The sequence below is a fragment of the Verrucomicrobium sp. 3C genome (assembly GCF_000379365.1).
Classification (GTDB): Bacteria; Verrucomicrobiota; Verrucomicrobiia; order Methylacidiphilales; family Methylacidiphilaceae; genus Methylacidimicrobium.
Window position 1 is genome coordinate 331,517 of the sequence record NZ_KB901875.1, and the last position, 17,243, is coordinate 348,759.

Genomic DNA, 17,243 nt, shown 5'->3' on the forward strand with positions numbered 1-17,243 from the left:
TCTGCCCGGGAGCCGCCGCCCCAAAGGGCAAAAATGGGTCCTGTAGTGCCAATTTGAAATGACGGGTACTGCCTCGCAACGACTTACGAGACCTTCCCCCAAACATGGGCCGGGAGAGAGGGAGTGGCGTGCACGCCTTCGTCCTGGTGGCAAGCCAGGGTTATTTGTTTTGGCGTTCCTGCGGCGGCAAGGATGGCCAGACATTCTTTGGGGCTGGAGCAGAATCGTTCGCCGAACTGCGCGAGGGATTGTTCGCCGAGGCGTTCGGAGAGGAGCGAGAGGAGGGCGTTACGGATGAGCGCCAAGTTGGCCAGCAGGTTGGGCTGATGGGAACGGGAACGGTCTTCGCCCATCAGGACATCGCGTCGCCAATGATTGCGGATTTCGGCCCCGCCCCAATGTCCTCGGATCAAGTCCAACCATTTTTGGGGCGAATACTGATCCGGTGGCGCGCTGGAGAGGTAGTAACGGGACTCGGTGGTGGTGAGGCCGCTCTTTTTCTGCATGCGTTGGCTGCGCACCACGATCAGGGCGCGGGCAAAGGGGAAGTCGACAGCCAGGGGCTCGATGGGGAAGGCATAAAGCTCGCGGGTTTCGACTCGGCCATGACCGGATCGGTTGTCGGTAAAAAGGGGGTGTGTCGGGCAAAGCATCCAAGGCTTGAGCCTCTTGGAGCAAACGAGGCTGATTTCCCTTGATCCCGAACAGGTAATCGCCCCCTTTTTCGACGATGAGACGGGCTTGGCGCCGCTGACAATGCAATGGGTCGGCGGTGATGATTTTGCCATCCAGGGCCGGCAGCTTTTCCAGCAGCGCCACCGCCGCGCTTTGTTCGCAACGGGGCGTGTCCTGCTTTTGGTCGTGGACCGCCACCGCTTGCGGGGCGCCGTCCTCCTGTTGGGCCAAGGTCAGGAGGCCAATATGATGACGAATCATTTTGCCGTCCAAGGCCAGCGCCTGCGGCAGCGTGCCGCCCTGTGCTTGCAACCAGTCGGTGAGCCTGGAAGCGAAGGCTTCGGGATCCATGCGGGTGAGCACCTGGTAGAAGACACTGTGGCCGGGAACCGGATGAAAGCCTCCGGTGCCCTTCTTGAGCGGCAAGCCCAGCCGACGGCGTTGGGGCTGGGTCAGACTGGTGGCAAAATGGGCGATCTCGGCGATCTCCCGCCGCCCGGCCAAAAGCGCCATCGCGATCAAGGTCAACACCGACCCGACAGGGTAGTGGACGTTCTTCTTGCGCGGATCGGGCGCTTTCCAAAAGACCTCCAGCAATGAGTCGAGCTGCTGGGCGTTGACCGGCAGCGTGCCCGAGGGCCGCGCGCTCAAACCGGCGCGGCACTCTTCGGGTAATTGGGCCGCCCGTAAGGTTTGCCGCGCTTGCGCCGAAAGAGGACGCAGCCAGAGCCGCTTGGGCCGGTCGTTGGGCAGGTAAAAATCGGCCCGATGGCGGCTGTAGCCCGCGCTGTAGCCTACCGCCTCCCAGTTGCTCGCCTTGTAGCAGGTCCCCGCATAGGCCTCCGGATCGGTGAAACTCTCGGCCAAAAGCGGAGTGTAGCCAAAGCGATCCCGCCACTGTCCCGGCAACGCCCGCAAGGCCGCTCCCAAAGCTTGAGAGGCCAGATTGGGCGCCTGCCCTTTGGAGGTGAGCAGCAAAAAGCGCCGATTTTGTACGATCAACTTGAGCCGCTCCACCCGCTGTACGGCGCTCCATCCAATCCACCGATCCCGATCCTTGAGCGCGTAGCAGGCCGGCCCCCAAACCAGCAGCGCCACCGCCTGCCCACCTTGGGCAATGACCTGGCGTAAATCGTCGCCCACCGATCGCCCCGCCCCCAGATAGTGGCGCTCCTTCAACTGCCCATCGAACCATTCGATTTCTTCCGGTGAACTGGCAATCGAAACTTCCAGTCCGCAATCCCTTGCCCCATAGGCTCTTAAATGGAAAAGCTGTTTCATCGAGCCTATGGCATCGAAAAAGTCGCCTCATGTCTAGCCTTTCTTTCCCTCCCTGGCGCAGAATGACTTGGCCGTTCATAAAAAAAGACCCTGGGCTTTAGCCATGGGGTGAGCGGCGTAGGATTGCAATACAGGAAAACAAGTGTATAAGAGTGGTGGTGCCGTATTGCCGCAACAGGAACGGCGTATTTTCTTGCCAGTATCCTGTCGCATGGTGTCCGAAGTACCGGAGGAAGGTGTTGGGGAAGCCAATCGACCGACGGCGGAAAGAGGTGATCCTCGATCTTCTTGTCGAGAAGAATGCCGATCCGATCGAGAGGGAGGTCATGCCCGATCCTGTTCCCCTGCTTGTCGGCTGCGATCCTCAGTATGGTATTGATCGTCTCGTGCGCCGGATCCAGGGACGGACGTCAGCCCCTCTTCGCCACGAGTTCCCGGAGTTGCGCTGCGGCATGCCAGCTTTATGGGCCAACAGCGATTTCGTTGCGACCGTCGGCGGAGCTCCGCTGGCGATGGTTAAACAGTACATCGAGAATCAGAAGCGTATCTGATGCGAGCCAAGACTCCATCCTTCATCGCCGAGTTTCCGTTGCGAACGACCGCAGAGGACGAGGCGATTCTCTCTAAGCGGCTGGACGCTGCTCGTCAGATCTACAACGCCTCCTTGGGCGAGGCCATGCGCCGCTTGGCCTTGATGCGGCAATCCAAGGACTGGCAGCGTGCCAGCAAGATGCCGAAAACGGTCATGGAGGAACGGAGCGGAAAGAGAATCGGTAACAAGGCGCGATCGCGTCTCTTTCGAGAAACCCAGGAACGATTCGGTTTTACTCGTGATTCCATCCAGAAGTTCGCGGAATCCTGCCGGGACGCTTGCTTGATCGGCGATCATCTCGGTTCGCACGACACGCAAACGACGAGTCTGCGGGCATTCCAGGCCGTCCAGCAGTATGCCTTCGGTATCCGGGGCCGGCCGAGATTCAAGTCGGCCAGGCGGTTCCACTCGGTCGAAGGCAAGGGCGATTCCGTGATCCGCTTCCGGAAAGAACCGGTTCCGGCGATTCACTGTGCGGGGTTGGTCTTGCCGCTTCGGCTCGATCCCAAGGACAAGCGCGGCTGGCAAGGGATCGCGCTGGAGGCCCGGACCAAGTACGTGCGCGTCGTTCGCCGAACCATTCGAGGCAGGGCTCGCTGGTACTGCCAGATCATCCAGGAGGGACTGTCTCCGCAAGTCAGGCCCATGAGAGAAGGTGTCGTCGGCTATGACCCGGCGCCTTCCACGGTGGCCTTCGTCTCGGACACCGATGCCAGCCTGGAAAGGCTCTGCCCGGAAGTCGAGCAGCCCTGGAAGGAGGCGCGGCGAATCTTGCTGTCCCTGGACCGGTCCCGCCGGGCGACCAATCCCGGAAATTACGACACCGAGGGTCGGGTGAATCGCGGGACAAAGCGGTGGATCCGTTCGGAACGCCACAAGCGGAGGCTACGGGATCTCGCCGAAACCGAGCGACGGCTGACCGCTGCGCCGAAGACCGCGCATGGGAATCTCGCGAACCGCATCTTAGCGCAGGGGAAAATCATCCAGGGGGAAAAGCTATGCTATAGGAGCTTGCAAAAGAATTTCGGACGGAGCGTGAAGGTGCGCGCTCCGGGGATATGGGTGGAGAGGATTCGCCGCAAGGCTGAGAGCGCCGGCGGCGGACTCATTGAGATTGATCCCCGGAAGACCCGCTTGAGCCAGTTCGACCATACGACCGGGCAGTACGTGAAGAAGCCGCTCTCGCAGCGGATGCACGTCTTCGGCGGTGGCCGTACCGAGCCGGTGCAGCGGGATCTCTACAGCGCGTTTCTCGCAAAATGCTCCGAGAAAGATTTCCTCGATATCCGCCAAGTCCGAAAGGCTTGGCCGGGTGCGGAACCGCTCCTGCGGCGGGCGATGTCGAGGGGGAAGGAACCGGCGAGACGGGAGGGCCTGTCCCGACCGCACGTCCTGGGCGTCAGAGCCGGTCGACCGTCGAAGGGGAAAATGGGAAGCGGCTGCCCTCGCAGCCGTTCCAGCGAGGCCGGAGAGGCTGTAGCGCAAGCGAGAGCCCCGGAGAGCTGGATCCCTATTCCCTAGAACCCCCTCGCTTTAGCCATGGGGAGGATCAGCGTTCAAGAAGCCACGGTCCTTCTCCATCTGCTTCCGGGAATCGGCTCGGCGCGGGCGCGCCGGCTGCGCGAGGCATTCGGTTCGGCGGAAGCGGTCTTTGCCGCGAGAGAGTCAACCCTCTCACAGCTCCCCGGGATCGGACCGAGGCTGGCCGCGGAAATTCGCTGCGCCGATCCCGTTCGCGCCCAAATCGAGATCGCCCGCTGCCAAGAACTGGGGATCGATCTCCTTTTCCTTGGAGGGCCGGGCTACCCGGAAGCCCTGGGCGAAATTCCCGATCCCCCGCTTCTGCTCTATCTCCGCGGCAAGCGTCCTGATCCCTGGCTGCGCGGAATCGCAATCGTCGGATCGCGCCGAACGAGCGTCTATGGAATCGAGACAGCCCGCCGCCTCTCCTTCCAGCTCGCCTATGCCGGCATCCCGGTAATCTCGGGGCTGGCGCGCGGCATCGACACCGCTGCTCACATGGGCGCTCTCGCCGCCCAAGGCTCCACCTGGGCGATCCTCGGCTGTGGGATCGATCATGTCTACCCGCCGGAAAACGAGGAACTCGCCCGGCGGATTGCCGGCGCGGGCTGCCTCTTGAGCGAGTTCCCTCTCGGCACGGCTCCCGCGCGCCACACCTTCCCGCAGCGCAACCGCCTCATCAGCGGCCTCTCCTCGGGAGTGCTCGTGATCGAGGCGCCGGGGGCCAGCGGCGCGCTCTTGACCGCCCGGTGCGCCCTCGAGCAGGGCCGACAGCTTTTCGCGGTTCCCGGACGGATCGACAATCCTCTGGCCGTCGGCTCCAACCGGCTGATCCAGCAAGGAGCCAAGCTGGTCATGGAAGCCGGCGACATCACCTCGGAGCTTGCGCTCTGGCTTCCGACGGCTCCCGTAGCCCAGGAGAGGCCCCTTCCCTCCTCCCTGACCAAGGAAGAGCGCACAGTCTTTGCTGCACTCGGCCTGGAGGAGAGCCCCTTCGACGCGATCGTCGCGAGAACGGGGTTGCCATCGCCCACCGTCTCTTCTACGTTGCTGCGACTCGAAATGAAGCAGCTTGTTCGTCGGCTTCCAGGAAACGCCTTCGTGCGCGTCGCCTAGCACAAGGCGGCGGAAACCCGTGACTTGGGAGACGCTTGGGAAAATGGCCGCGAAAGAAGAGCGCTTCGTTCGGAAATTCATGGCCAAGACTCTCATCATCGCGGAAAAGCCAAGCGTTGCCGCCGATCTCGCCTCGGCGATCGGCGGCTTACCCCACGGTCGCCACGAGACCTATGAAAACGATCGCTATGTCATCTCGTCGGCGATCGGTCATCTGGTCGAACTCTGCCCACCGGGCGAGATGGACCAGAAGCACAAGGGGTGGTCCCTCGACCATCTCCCCATCCTCCCTTCCTCCTTTCGGCTGCGACCGATCCCCCAGACCAAGCAGCGGCTCGACCTGCTGCTCCGGCTGCTCCGGAGAGCCGACGTCGAACGCGTGATCAACGCCTGCGACGCGGGAAGAGAAGGCGAGCTCATCTTCCGCTATCTCATCGACTACGCCGACGTAAAAAAGCCGGTCGACCGCCTCTGGCTCCAATCGATGACCCCGGAGGCGATCCGCCAGGCCTTGAATCACCTTCGGCCACAGGCGGAAATGGAGCCACTGGCGCAGGCGGCTCTTTGCCGCTCCGAGAGCGATTGGCTCATTGGAATCAACGGCACCCGAGCGATGACCGCACTCCACTCCAGACCCGGCGGCTTTGCGCTCACGCCCGTAGGAAGGGTGCAGACGCCCACCCTGGCGGTCGTCGTCCAGCGCGATCGGGAGATCCAGGACTTCCGTCCCCGGAACTATTGGGAGGTCCACGGGACCTTCCAGGCATCCTCGAACTCCTATCCCGGCCGCTGGTTCGATCCCTTGGTCAACTCCGGAAGGAGGACCGAAGCCGCAGAAGGGCGTCCGGAGCGGATCTGGGAGGAGGCCAGGGCCCACGCGATCCGCGAGAAATGTCTCGGAAAGAGCGGCTCCGTCACCGAAGAGCGGAAGGCCGTTCTCCAAGCTCCTCCGCCCCTGTTCGACCTTACCTCTCTCCAGCGGGAGGCCAACGGACGGTTCGGCTTCAGCGCCAAGCGGACTCTGCAGATCGGCCAAGCTCTCTACGAGACCCACAAGGCCCTCACCTACCCGAGAACCGACTCCCGCCATCTTCCCGAAGACTACCAGCCGACCGTTCGCGGCATCGTGGAAAAGCTCGCCTCCCTGTGGAATGGGGTGGCCCGAGCGATTCTCGAGAAAGGCTGGATCCGCCCCAACAAGCGGATCTTCGACAATACCCAGGTCTCCGACCACTTCGCGATCATCCCGACGGGGACCTTGCCGGGCAGCCTCGACCCGGCGGAGCAGCGCATTTACGAATTGGTCTGCAAGCGTTTCCTCGCCGCCTTCTACCCTCCGGCCCGCTTCGAGGCGGTCACCCGAATTACGACGATCGAAGAAGAGAAATTTCGCACCGAGGGGAAGATCCTCCGCGAGCCAGGATGGCTTTCCGTCTATGGGAGAGAAGCTGCCGCGGAGGCGGGCGGAGTGGGAGAGACGCACCTTGCTCCGCTGCCGGACGGGACGACGGCCCGAGCAGAAGCCCTGGAGGTTGTAGGGCTCTCGACCAAGCCTCCTCCCCATTTCACGGAGGCGACTCTTCTCTCGGCCATGGAAAATGCGGGAAAGCTCGTCGAGGAGGAACAGCTCCGCGAAGCCATGGCCAAGAAAGGCTTGGGGACACCCGCGACCCGGGCGGCCATCATCGAAGGGCTCGTCCAGGAGGAATATCTTCGCCGGCAGGCGCGGGAGCTCCTGGCCACCCCGAAGGCCTTTGCTCTCTTCGATCTCCTGCAGGCCGCGGGGATTCCCGTCCTCTCTTCTCCCGAGATGACCGGCGACTGGGAGTGGAAGCTCCAGCAGATCGAGCGCGGCTCGTTCACCCGGCCCCGCTTCATGGAGGAGATCTGTCGCTTGACCCACCAGATTGTAGACGATGCGCGCCGCTTCGGCTCGGCCGAGGCCTATGCCAAACCCATGGAGGTCAAGAGCCCCGTCGACGGCTCTCCCCTTGTGGAGACCCTCTATGATTACCGCTCCGCCGGCGGCTTTCGAATCAGCAAGTTCCTGGCCGGCCGGCCTCTGACCCGCGAAGAGCTGTCGGCGCTCGTCCAGCAAGGCGAGATCGGACCTCTTTCGGGCTTCCGAAGCCGATCCGGCCAGCCCTTCTCGGCCCGGCTCAAGCTCGGACCCGAAGGGAAGATCACCTTTGTCTTTCCCGAAAGTGGCTCCGAAGGCGAGTCCCACCAGATCGTGAACGAAGAGTCTCTCGGCTCCTGCCCGGTGGACGGCGCCGCGGTCTACGAGACGGCGACCGCCTATGCCTGCGAGCATGCCCTGAAAGAGAGCCCAAGCTGCTCCTTCCGCATCGGCAAACAGATCCTCAGCCGTGAGATTTCCCGCGAGGAGATTGCCCAGCTGCTCCGGGAGCGAAAGACCGGGCTCCTCCCGGGCTTCCTCTCTCGAAAGACCAAGCGCCGATTCTCGGCCTTCCTGGAACTCAAGGAAGGCGGGAAGATCGGCTTTGCCTTCGAGAAGCGCATCCCCGCGGCCCCATCTTCGAAGACGGGCTCCCGCCGTCCGCCCAAGAGAACCGGCGAAACCTCCGTCAAAGCCAGGAAAAGCTCCGGGAAGCAATCCTCCGCCCGGGTGCGCAAGAAAAACGGTTAGCCTGCGTATTGCCCAAGCGTTCTCCCGCGGCTTGCGCGGGGACTCCCTGGGAAGGCGAATCTCGCTTGCCATCGAGGCGGGCCTTTTGCCAAGCTGTGTATAGCGTCGATGCTCGGCGCATCCACCGTAACCCTCGCTCAGGAGAATTCATCCGCACATGAACCCGCTCTCCGCTGAAAGACTGCAAAAGCTCGACGCCTATTGGCGCGCGACCAACTATCTGGCCGCGGCGCAATTCTACCTCAAGGAAAACCCTCTTCTGCGGGCACCGCTCCGCCCCGAGCATCTCAAGCCGCGGATTCGCGGCCATTGGGGCTCCGCTCCGGGACTCAATTTGATCTACGTCCATCTCAATCGGCTGATCCAGGATACCGGCGCCCGGCTCCTCTTCCTCACCGGCCCGGGCCACTGCGCCTCGGCCATTTTGGCCAACGTCTACTTGGAGGGGACCTATTCCGAATTTTTCCCTGAGATTCCCCGAAGCCTCGACGGGCTCACCCGGTTTTGCCGGCAGTTCTCCTCGCCGGGAGGCGTGCCGAGCCACGTATCGGCGATGACCCCGGGTTCGATCCACGAAGGGGGAGAGCTCGGCTACTCCCTGCTCCATGCGTTCGGAGCGGTCTTCGACCACCCTGAGTTGATCGCGGCCGCCGTCGTTAGCGACGGCGAGGCGGAGACCGGCCCTCTCTCCGGAAGCTGGCAGTCGATCAACTTCCTCAACCCGAAGCGAGACGGGGCGGTGCTGCCGATCCTCCACATCAACGACGGCAAGCTTTCCGGCCCCACGGTCTTCGGCCGGATGGAGGACGAGGAACTCCGCCTGCTCTTCTCGGGCTTCGGCTACCAGGTGCTAACAGTTGCCGGCTCCGACCCCGCCAAGGTTCATCCCGAATTGGCAAAGGCCCTCGACCAGGCCTACGAGCAGATCCGCTCCTTTCAAAAGGAGGCTCGGGAAAACGGCGGCAAGGGACGTCCCCGGTGGCCCTTGATCCTGCTCCGCACTCCGGACGGTTGGACCGGCCCCAAGGCTGTGGACGGCGTAGCCCTGGAGGGCACCTACCGTTCCCATCGCTCGCCCTTGATGGACGCCGGCGAGAACCCCGAACATCTCCGGCTCCTGGAAAGCTGGCTACGCAGCTACAAGCCTGAAGAGCTCTTCGAGGAGAATGGCTGCCTTCGCGCGGACCTCGAAGCACTGGCCCCGAAAGGGGATCTCCGCATGGGAGCGAGCCCCTACGCCAACGGCGGGAAGCTCCTGGTCGAGCTCGACTTGCCCGACTTCGCCAACTACGCGGTCGCGATCAAGCCGCGCGGGGCGGTGGACTCGGAAGCCACGCGGGTAGCGGGCAGCTTCGTCCGCGACGTCCTTCGACGCAATCCCAACAACTTCCGGGTCTTCTGCCCGGATGAGACCGATTCGAACCGGCTGGGCGCGGTCTTCGAGGTGACCGATCGCTGCTTGGTTTCCAAGCTCCTGCCGGGGGACGACCACATCTCTCCGGACGGAAGGGTCATGGAAATCCTGAGCGAGCATGCCTGCGAGGGCTGGCTCGAAGGCTACCTCTGGACCGGGCGGCACGGACTCTTGGTCTCCTATGAGGCCTTCGCCACCGTCCTTGACTCGATGGCGAGTCAGCACGCCAAATGGCTCAAGCTCTACAAGGAGATTCCTTGGCGCCACCCCGTGGCTTCCCTCAACTACCTGCTCACCTCCCATGTCTGGCGGCAGGAGTACGACGGATATACCCACCAGGGGCCGGGATTTATCGACACACTGATCAACAAGAAGGGAGGCGTCGTCCGGATCTATCTTCCGCCCGACACGAATACGCTCCTCTCGACCCTCGACCACTGCCTGCGCAGCCGCCACTACGTCAACCTGATCATTGCCGAGAAGCAGCCTGCTCTTCAATGGTTGAGTCTGGAGGAGGCCCGGGAGCACTGCGGCCGCGGCGCCTCCGTCTGGGCGTGGGCGGGGAACGACGGCGGAGACCCCGATATCGTCCTCGGATGCGCCGGTGACGTCCCGACCCTGGAAGCGATCGCTGCTGCCTGGCTGCTCCAGACCCACATCCCGGATCTGCGGGTGCGTGTCGTGAACGTGGTCGATCTGATGACCATGTCCCCTCCCGCCTACCATCCGCACGGGGTGGACAACCAGGATTTCGTCAACCTCTTCACCGAGGATAAAGAGGTGATCTTCGCCTTTCACGGCTATCCGCGGATGGTCCACGACCTCGTGCATGGTCGACCCAACCCGGCTCGCTTCCACGTGCGGGGCTATCTCGAGGAGGGAACGACCACCACTTCCTTCGACATGGTCGTCCTCAACGGGATGAGCCGTTATCACTTAGCCATCGAGGCGCTTCGCCGCGTCCCCCGCCTGGCCTCCCGCGTCCAGCCGGTCATTGATCTCTTCGAACAGAAGCTGGCCGAGCACCGCATCTACGTGAAGAGCCATCTCGACGACCTGCCCGAGATTCAAAACTGGACGTGGAGCGCGCCCCATCCGGCAGCCGGATAGACAGGCGCACGGAAGGATTGCCGGCGATTCTCGGGCTTTTCCCTCTTACCGACTTACAATCGCGAGGAGGATTGAATTTCGATTGGATAGCGTTACTATAGTTCCGTATCAGTGTACGGATCAGACGACAGGAAAAGCATTTGGGAGAACCTGACGATTGGCGGTTTTGCCAAGGCGGTCGGGGTCAACGTCGAGACGATTCGGTTCTATCAGCGCAAGGGCCTGTTGCCGGAACCGGCCAAGCCTTACGGCAGTGTCCGACGCTATGGCGGCGCGGACGTGGTTCGGCTGAAATTCGTAAAGTCGGCCCAGCGGCTGGGATTCAGCCTGAACGAGATTGCGGACCTGCTGCGACTCGACGACGGCGCCCATTGCGAGGAAGCCGGCGGCCTGGCCGAGCAGAAGCTCAAGGACGTGCGCGAAAAGATCGCCGACCTGGTGCGCATAGAAGCCGCACTGTCCGAACTGGTGTTCGCTTGCCACTCGCGGCAGGGGAATGTCTCGTGTCCGCTGATCGCCTCGCTCCAGGACAGAGCAAGCCTGACCGAAAATCGCCGCGCAAGCCCCTGGCTTTAGCCATGGGGTGAGCGGCGAGGCAAAGCTTGATGGATATTTACGCGTCTGTATAAGATGCTGGAGAGCATTCGATGCGAGCCAAGACTCCATCTTTCATCGCCGAGTTTCCGTTGCGAACGACCGCGGCGGACGAGCTTGCCCTCTCCAAGCGCCTCGCAGCAGCACGCCAGATCTACAATGCCTCCTTGGGCGAGGCCCTTCGCCGGCTGGCCTTGATGCGGCAATCCAAGGACTGGCAGCACGCTTGCCGGATGCCGAAAACGGTCATGGATGAACAAAGCGGGAATCGGATCTCCAACAAGGAGCGATCCAGCCGCTTCCGAAAAACACAGGAACGATTCGGTTTTACTCGCGACTCCATCCAGAAGTTCGCGGAGGCATGCCGGGATGCCTGCTCCATCGGCGATCATCTCGGATCGCACGAACACGCAGACCGCGAGTCTGCGGGCATTTTCAGGCCGGTCCAGGGCTATGCCTTCGGCGTTCGGGGCCGCCAAGATTCAAGGCCAGCCAGCCGGTTCCACCTCGGTGTCGAAGGCAAGGGCGATGCCCTGATCCGGTTCCGGAAAGAACCGGTTCCGGCGATTCATTGGGCGGGCTTGGTCTTGCCGCTTCGGCTCGATCCGAAGGACAAGCGCGGCTGTCAACGCATCACGCTGGAAGCCCGGACCAAATACGTCCGCATCCTTCGCAGGACGATCCGGGGCCGGATTCGCTGGTACGCGCAGCTCGTCCAGGAAGGACTCGTCCCGCAGGTTCGGCCCGCGGGAGAGGATGTCGTCGGGTACGATCTGGGGCCATCGACAGTGGCCTTCGTCTCCGAAACGGATGCAAGCCTGGAAAAGCTCTGCCCGGAAGTCGAGCAGCCCTGGAGGGAGACGCGGCGGATCTTGCGGTCCTTGGACCGGTCCCGCCGGGCGACCAATCCCGAAAACTACGACGCGAAGGGATGCGTCAAGCGTGGACCCAAGCGCTGGGTCCGGTCGGAACGCTACAAGCGCAGGCGACGGGATCTCGCGGAAACCGAGCGGCGGCTGGCCGCCGCACGGAAGACCGCGCACGGCAATCTCGCGAAGTCGGATATTTGGCGCAGGGAAAGACCCATCAAGGGGGGGAGAAGCTCTATGCTATATGCAGTTTTCAAAAGAATATTTCGGACGGAGCGTCAAGAGGTGCGCGCTCCGGGGATGGTGGGGTGGAGAGGATTCGCCGCCAAAGGCTGAAGAGCGCTGGCGGCGGATTCATCGAGATCGACCCCCGGAAGACCCGCTTTGAGCAGTTCGACGCCATACGACCGGGCACTACGTGAAGAAGCCGCTCCTCGTTCTTGCGGACGCACGTCTTCGGCGATGGCCGCACCGAGCCCGGTGCAGCGGGATCTCTACAGCGCCTTTCTCGCGAAATGCTCCGAGAAGGATTTCCTCGACATCAGCCGGGTTGGAAAGTCCTGGCCGGGTGCGGAACCGCTCCCGCGACGGGCGATGTCGAGAGTGAAGAAACCAGCGAGCCGGGAGGGCTTGTCCCGACCGCACGTCAGGAACGTCAGAGCGGGTCGCCCGTCGAAGGGGAAAATGGGAAGCGGCTGCCCTCGCAGCCGTTCCGGCGAGGCCGGGGATGCTGTAGCGCAAGCGAGAGCCCCGGAGAGCCGGATCTCTATTCTCTAGAACCCCCTGGTTTTAGCCATGGGGAGTTTCAGGGAGTCAGTGCAATCCCAACGGCCACCGGGGAAGACGCACGCGAAGGAAATTCCTCCACCGGCACAGGGTCGGCATCATCCTATCCTACCTGTCTCACAAGCGTTCTCCTCGCTTTCCGTCGCTGAAGCGCTTCGGCCGAGAGCAGGATCACCTCGATCTCCTCGGTGATCTCCTCCTGACGCAGGCGGTTGGCCGCGCCCGTCAACTCGGCGACCCGCTTGTCCAACCGGTCGAGCGCGTTCTGCATATGCTCCATCCGCTTGCGGTTTTCGGCGGCAAGCGACGAGTAGATCGCCTCGTGGAGCGCGGCCAGCAGATAGGTTTCGACCAGATCCTCCGAGAAGTGCCGGGCCGAGATCTGCAGGAGAGGCGAAACCTCCGCAGCCCCCTTCCGAAGCGTTTCGGCGGCGATCGGAAGGGGCAAAAGCCTCCGCTCTTCGATCGACTCCTGATCGGGCTCGTGAAAGATGACGATCAACCCGGTCGAACCCGCCTCGACCAGCTCCCGGATCGCGGCCATGAGCCGCGGGAGGAAGTCGGCGACCTCCTCCCAGACGCTCGGCCCCACCAACGATCGGGAGACCTTCGGGAAGCCCGTCGCCCGCCCCTCCAGCCGCCCGCCCACGAGGATCAGCTCGTAGTCGCCCTTTGCCGCGACCGCCTTGAGCCGCTCCTCCCAAAAGCGGACGAGCGAGGAGTTGAAATCGGCGCAAAAGCCCCGTTCCGAACCCAAGAGGAGATAGGTGGGACGCTCACCGGGACGAACCGGGGGCAGCAACTCAGGATGCGCCCCGTAGAAGCCTTTGGCTATCCCTTCGAGAGCCGTGATCAGATCGCGCTGGACGCCCGAAAATTTGGCGAGCTTGCGCACCTCGACCAGGGCCATGTTTTTCATCGCCTTCATGATCTCGCCGATCTCCTGCAGGGAGTGGCGGTAGTGGAGGATTTCGCGGCGACGGCTCATGCGGCGGCAGAGGCGGGTTGGCGTTCGGATGGGCCAGGGGCGGCGGACGGCGCCAGCGGGCCCAACACCTCCTTGGCGAGGGCCAGCCAACGCTCTCGGGGCTCCTCGAGGGTGAGGCCGGATTGGCGGATCCGGACGAAAAGAGCCTCCTGGGCGGAACGCACCCGGTCGCCCGGAATGGGGTCAAAAAGGTTCTCGTTGAATGCCACCAGCCAGCCGAGCTCCTGCTCGGGACTTACCGGCGCAAGCTTTTCCTGCTTGAGGAGATCGCGAAGAAGCCTGCCTCGATGGATTCTCTTCTCGAGCGATGCCTCCAGCTTGGTTCCGAACCGGGTAAAGACTTCGAGCTCGAGAAACTGGAGGTAATCGAGCTTCATCCGTCCAGCCTCCTTCCGCAGAGCGGGATGTTGTGCCGCCCCCCCGATCCGGGAGACCGAGCGGGTCACGTCGATCGCGGGAAGCATGCCGGCCGCAAAGAGGCTCTGCTCGAAAAAGACCTGTCCGTCGGTGATGGAGATCAGGTTGGTGGGAATGTAGGCAGCAAGCTCCCCCTGCTGGGTCTCCACGATCGGAATCGCCGTCAAGCTTCCTCCCCCTTGGGCGGCGGCCAGCCGGGTCGACCGCTCCAATAGCCGGCTATGAAGGTAGAAGATATCTCCCGGATAGGCTTCCCGGCCCGGCGGCCGGCGAAGCAGAAGAGAAAGTTCCCGGTAGGTCTGCGCATGCTGCGAAAGATCGTCGTAGATCACCAGCGTCTCTCTCCCCGAACGCATCCACTCTTCGGCCAAGGCGCAGCCGGCAAAGGGCGCCAAGTACTGAAGCCCGGGAAGCGCGGTCGCCTCGGCCACCACGACCGCCGTATATTCCAGGGCGCCCTGCGCCCGAAGCGTCTCCACGACCTGGACGATGCTCGAACGCTTTTGCCCGATCAGGACATAGACGCAGAGCACGTCCCGCCCTTTTTGGCTCACGACCATGTCGAGGCAAAAGCTCGTCTTTCCCAGCCCGTTGTCGCCGATCACCAGCTCCCGCTGCCCCTTGCCGATGGGGATCATCGCGTCAACGATCTTGTTTCCCGTATAGAGGGGCTGATCGACATACTCGCGGTCGATGATCGCCGGCGCGGGAGCCTCCAAAAGTCCCACTCGATCGGTAGCGGGCGCGGGCTTCCCGTCCAGCGGGTTTCCCACCGGATCGACCACTCTTCCCAGCAGGGAGTCCCCGACGGGAATGCTCAGACGTCTTCCGGTTCGATGGGCGAGCGTACCCGCCGTCAGCCCGCTGGTCTCTACCAGCAGCATCACCCCGACCGATTCCTGGCTCAGGCTGTAGACCAGCGCCTGGCTCCCGTCCTCTAGTTCAAGAAGATCGTCGATGGCGGCCGACGAGAGGCCGTCGATCCAGGCGATCCCGTCGCCGACGGAAGTGACCCGGCCGAACTCGGCAACCTCTGGCGCAAACCGGTACTGCTCGACCCAGTTCGCCTTCTGCTCGAGCGGGGAAAGTTCCTTTTTTTCCGGCATGATTTAGCTCTCTCCTTTCGAAGCAAAGAACAAAAGCTCGTCCTTCACGTTTGCGCGGACCATCCAGCCGCCGATAACGGCGCGAACGCCCGCCCCGAGCGAACCGTCAACGAGGGATTCGCAGGGCAACTCCTTTCCGCACGCCTTTTGCAAGGCCTTCGCCAAGCGGTCGCGTCGGGCTTCCTCCAGGAGAAATGCGGTTCGCACCTCGATCTGTCGGACTCCTCCCCGCTCTACCGAGTCTCGGATCTCCGCGACCTTCTCCGGCGGAAGCCCCTCGATCTCCTCGATCGCGCGGTCGACCAGCTTGACCTCGAGATCGGGTGTAACCAAGTCCCGAAGAAAGCGGCTGGCAAACTGGCTGGCGATCCGCAGGGCGCGCGTTTCGGCTTCCTGGGAAAGCATGGCCAGCCGGTGGGCCTCCACCGCTCGCGCCCTCTCCCGCTCTTCCTGCATGAGGCGATCATTTTCGGCCTGGAGTCTGCTCCGTTCCGCCTGCATCTCCTCGAGGAGCTTGGCGCGCGCCTTTTCCTTTTCCGCCTCCCAGAGGGCCATGCGGTTCTCGTAGGCGCTCTGCAGATCCCCGCCCTCCTTCTTGACCCGCTGCGCTTCCTCCCACGCCTTCGCCGTCGCCGCCTTCCGCTCCGCGATCAGCCGCAAGACCGGACGGAAGAGGAGCCGGTGCAGGAGCCAGACCAGGACCAGGAAGTTGAGGACCTGGAGGATGAAGGTCGTCCAGTCGAAGCTCACGGCGATCGCCTCTCGTTCGATTCCACCCGGGACCTACTTATGGAGCAGGTAATCGAGCATCGGGCTTCGGAAGAGAACGATGAGCACGACGACCAGGACGTAAATTGCCAGCGATTCGATCATCGCCAAGCCGATCAAGAGCCAGCGCATGATCGACTTTTCGGCCTCCGGCTGACGGGCCAGCGCCTCGAGCGCTTTGGCCACCGCCATCCCCATGCCGATCCCTGGTCCCACGACGCCTAATCCCATCGCCAAGACCGCCAGCGCGGTCACCAGTGTCGTGAAAAAGCCCAAATCGTTCATCGTGTGATTTCTCCCTTTCGTTGTTCCTTCTCCGTCAGCGCCTGCATGCCTCCGGCGATGTATACCAGGGCCAGCATCCCGAAAATGTAGGCCTGCAAAAGGGCCTCGATGAAATGGAGAAAGAGAAAGGCGACCGGAACCAGAAATCCGGCCAGCAGCAGAAGGATGCCGATCGCGACCTCCATTCCCGTCATATTGCCGAAGAGACGGACGGCCAGAGTCAAGGTTCGGGTCAGCTCGCTCATGACATGAAAAGGGAACATCCAGAACATCGGGGCGAAATATTCCCGCAGGTAGGCGGACGATCCCTCGGCGCGCACCCCGTAGTAGGGCACCGCCATAAAGACGATCGCCGCCAAGGCTCCCGTCACCGAAAGATCCCCCGTCGGGGAATGGAGCCCAGGGATTAGCCCAATCAGGTTGGCAAAAAGAATGTAGATCCAGAGGGCCGCAATGAGCGGCAGGACGCGCTCCGGCGCCTTGGGAATCGACTCCCGGACCGTTGAGTCCATCGCTTGGACCGCCATCTCGACGACAACTTGCCAGCCGGCGGGATCCCGGAGGCGTAGCCGGCTCTTTGTCCAGGCGGCCGCCGATGCGAGGGCTACCGTCAGGGCCGTGGCGGTCACCGCCGACTCGCTCACGGCAAAAGAACCGAGGTGGAGCGTGGGCTGACCCAGAAGTCCCGCTGCGCCCAGAACCAGTTCCGCGCCACTCATAAGTTCTGGCGGAGATGGTTGTAGACGCTGATGGCGCCCAGGAAGACCCCCAGGAGAATCCCCGTGATCGTCCAGTGGACGGCATAGCCCTCCAGGTGCTGGTCGAGCCATCGCCCCAGGAAGGCGCCGAGGACGACCGGGAGGATGAACAGGAGACCGATCGTTCCGAGGGAGAGCCACGAGGAAAGAACGTCGTGCTTCTCTTTTTCGGCCTTCTTCATCCGCTCCACGTCCTGGCTTACCTGGCTGGCCAGCCGCCTTCCGTCTTGCTCCGGCACGGATCGCCCCTTTTTCAGCGCCGCTCCATTTTTCTCGGGATCTTCCAAGATTCGCATCCCTTTCTGGGTCTAAT

The 17,243-nt window shown here is 62.9% G+C and carries 15 protein-coding genes and 1 pseudogene; 8 read left to right on the forward strand and 8 right to left on the reverse strand.

All coding sequences use genetic code 11. The features are described from left to right. Positions 1–83 precede the first annotated feature (83 nt). Together A37A_RS21100 and A37A_RS17945 are read right to left on the reverse strand one after the other, a co-directional pair. Positions 84–788 (reverse strand): ISAs1 family transposase, encoded by a 705-nt coding sequence (locus A37A_RS21100; RefSeq protein WP_343122728.1) that lies wholly within the window; start codon positions 786–788, stop codon positions 84–86. After that, positions 718–1,956, reverse strand: a pseudogene (locus tag A37A_RS17945) (Druantia anti-phage system protein DruA); the annotation flags it as partial. The pseudogene A37A_RS17945 and the gene A37A_RS21100, both read right to left, overlap by 71 nt. A gap of 152 nt (positions 1,957–2,108) precedes the next feature. Here A37A_RS17945 and tnpA point away from each other — a divergent pair. The 8 genes from tnpA to A37A_RS21105 all read left to right on the forward strand — a co-directional run bounded on the left by tnpA (position 2,109) and on the right by A37A_RS21105 (position 12,599). Next, positions 2,109–2,507, forward strand: a complete 399-nt coding sequence (gene tnpA / locus A37A_RS0102050; protein ID WP_020493879.1) for an IS200/IS605 family transposase — start codon at positions 2,109–2,111, stop codon at positions 2,505–2,507. Beyond that, positions 2,507–4,069 carry a hypothetical protein gene (locus tag A37A_RS0102055; protein ID WP_018289885.1) on the forward strand — a complete coding sequence of 521 codons (1,563 nt, stop codon included), beginning with the start codon at positions 2,507–2,509 and terminating at the stop codon, positions 4,067–4,069. Before tnpA ends, A37A_RS0102055 begins: the two co-directional genes overlap by 1 nt. A gap of 18 nt (positions 4,070–4,087) precedes the next feature. Beyond that, entirely contained in the window at positions 4,088–5,185 is a 1,098-nt protein-coding gene (dprA, locus tag A37A_RS0102060) for a DNA-processing protein DprA (RefSeq protein WP_018289886.1), read from the forward strand. Positions 5,186–5,264: 79 nt separating this feature from the next. Further along, positions 5,265–7,835 (forward strand): DNA topoisomerase III, encoded by a 2,571-nt coding sequence (locus A37A_RS0102065; protein ID WP_026195590.1) that lies wholly within the window; start codon positions 5,265–5,267, stop codon positions 7,833–7,835. 157 nt (positions 7,836–7,992) lie between these two features. Further along, entirely contained in the window at positions 7,993–10,359 is a 2,367-nt protein-coding gene (locus A37A_RS0102070) for a phosphoketolase (protein WP_018289888.1), read from the forward strand. A 138-nt stretch (positions 10,360–10,497) separates the two neighbouring features. Continuing rightward, a complete protein-coding gene (gene merR, locus A37A_RS0102075; protein ID WP_155996583.1) occupies positions 10,498–10,935 on the forward strand; it encodes an Hg(II)-responsive transcriptional regulator in 438 nt (145 codons plus the stop codon). Positions 10,936–11,006: 71 nt separating this feature from the next. After that, positions 11,007–12,158 carry a hypothetical protein gene (locus tag A37A_RS0102080; protein ID WP_018289890.1) on the forward strand — a complete coding sequence of 384 codons (1,152 nt, stop codon included), beginning with the start codon at positions 11,007–11,009 and terminating at the stop codon, positions 12,156–12,158. Positions 12,159–12,284: 126 nt separating this feature from the next. Beyond that, positions 12,285–12,599: a hypothetical protein gene (locus tag A37A_RS21105; protein ID WP_018289891.1), complete on the forward strand. Its 315-nt coding sequence runs from the start codon at positions 12,285–12,287 to the stop codon at positions 12,597–12,599. A 112-nt stretch (positions 12,600–12,711) separates the two neighbouring features. Here the strand turns inward: A37A_RS21105 and A37A_RS0102090 are convergent, their stop codons facing one another. Genes A37A_RS0102090 through A37A_RS0102115 form a run of 6 tightly spaced genes read right to left on the reverse strand, consistent with a single transcriptional unit; the run spans position 12,712 to position 17,226 of the window. After that, on the reverse strand, positions 12,712–13,596 hold the full coding sequence (locus A37A_RS0102090) for a FoF1 ATP synthase subunit gamma (RefSeq protein WP_018289892.1): 885 nt from the start codon (positions 13,594–13,596) through the stop codon (positions 12,712–12,714). Next, a complete protein-coding gene (locus A37A_RS0102095) occupies positions 13,593–15,119 on the reverse strand; it encodes a F0F1 ATP synthase subunit alpha (protein WP_018289893.1) in 1,527 nt (508 codons plus the stop codon). Before A37A_RS0102095 ends, A37A_RS0102090 begins: the two co-directional genes overlap by 4 nt. 3 nt (positions 15,120–15,122) lie before the next feature. Then, complete coding sequence (locus A37A_RS0102100) at positions 15,123–15,869, reverse strand: F0F1 ATP synthase subunit delta (RefSeq protein WP_018289894.1); 747 nt, start codon at positions 15,867–15,869, stop codon at positions 15,123–15,125. A gap of 33 nt (positions 15,870–15,902) precedes the next feature. Continuing rightward, positions 15,903–16,172 (reverse strand): ATP synthase F0 subunit C, encoded by a 270-nt coding sequence (atpE, locus tag A37A_RS0102105; protein WP_020493881.1) that lies wholly within the window; start codon positions 16,170–16,172, stop codon positions 15,903–15,905. Further along, positions 16,169–16,891 (reverse strand): F0F1 ATP synthase subunit A, encoded by a 723-nt coding sequence (locus A37A_RS0102110; protein WP_018289896.1) that lies wholly within the window; start codon positions 16,889–16,891, stop codon positions 16,169–16,171. The genes atpE and A37A_RS0102110 overlap by 4 nt, the downstream gene beginning before the upstream one ends. Further along, the gene (locus tag A37A_RS0102115; RefSeq protein WP_018289897.1) at positions 16,888–17,226 is read right to left on the reverse strand and encodes an AtpZ/AtpI family protein; all 339 of its coding nucleotides are present in this window, start codon (positions 17,224–17,226) and stop codon (positions 16,888–16,890) included. Before A37A_RS0102115 ends, A37A_RS0102110 begins: the two co-directional genes overlap by 4 nt. Positions 17,227–17,243: the final 17 nt, after the last annotated feature.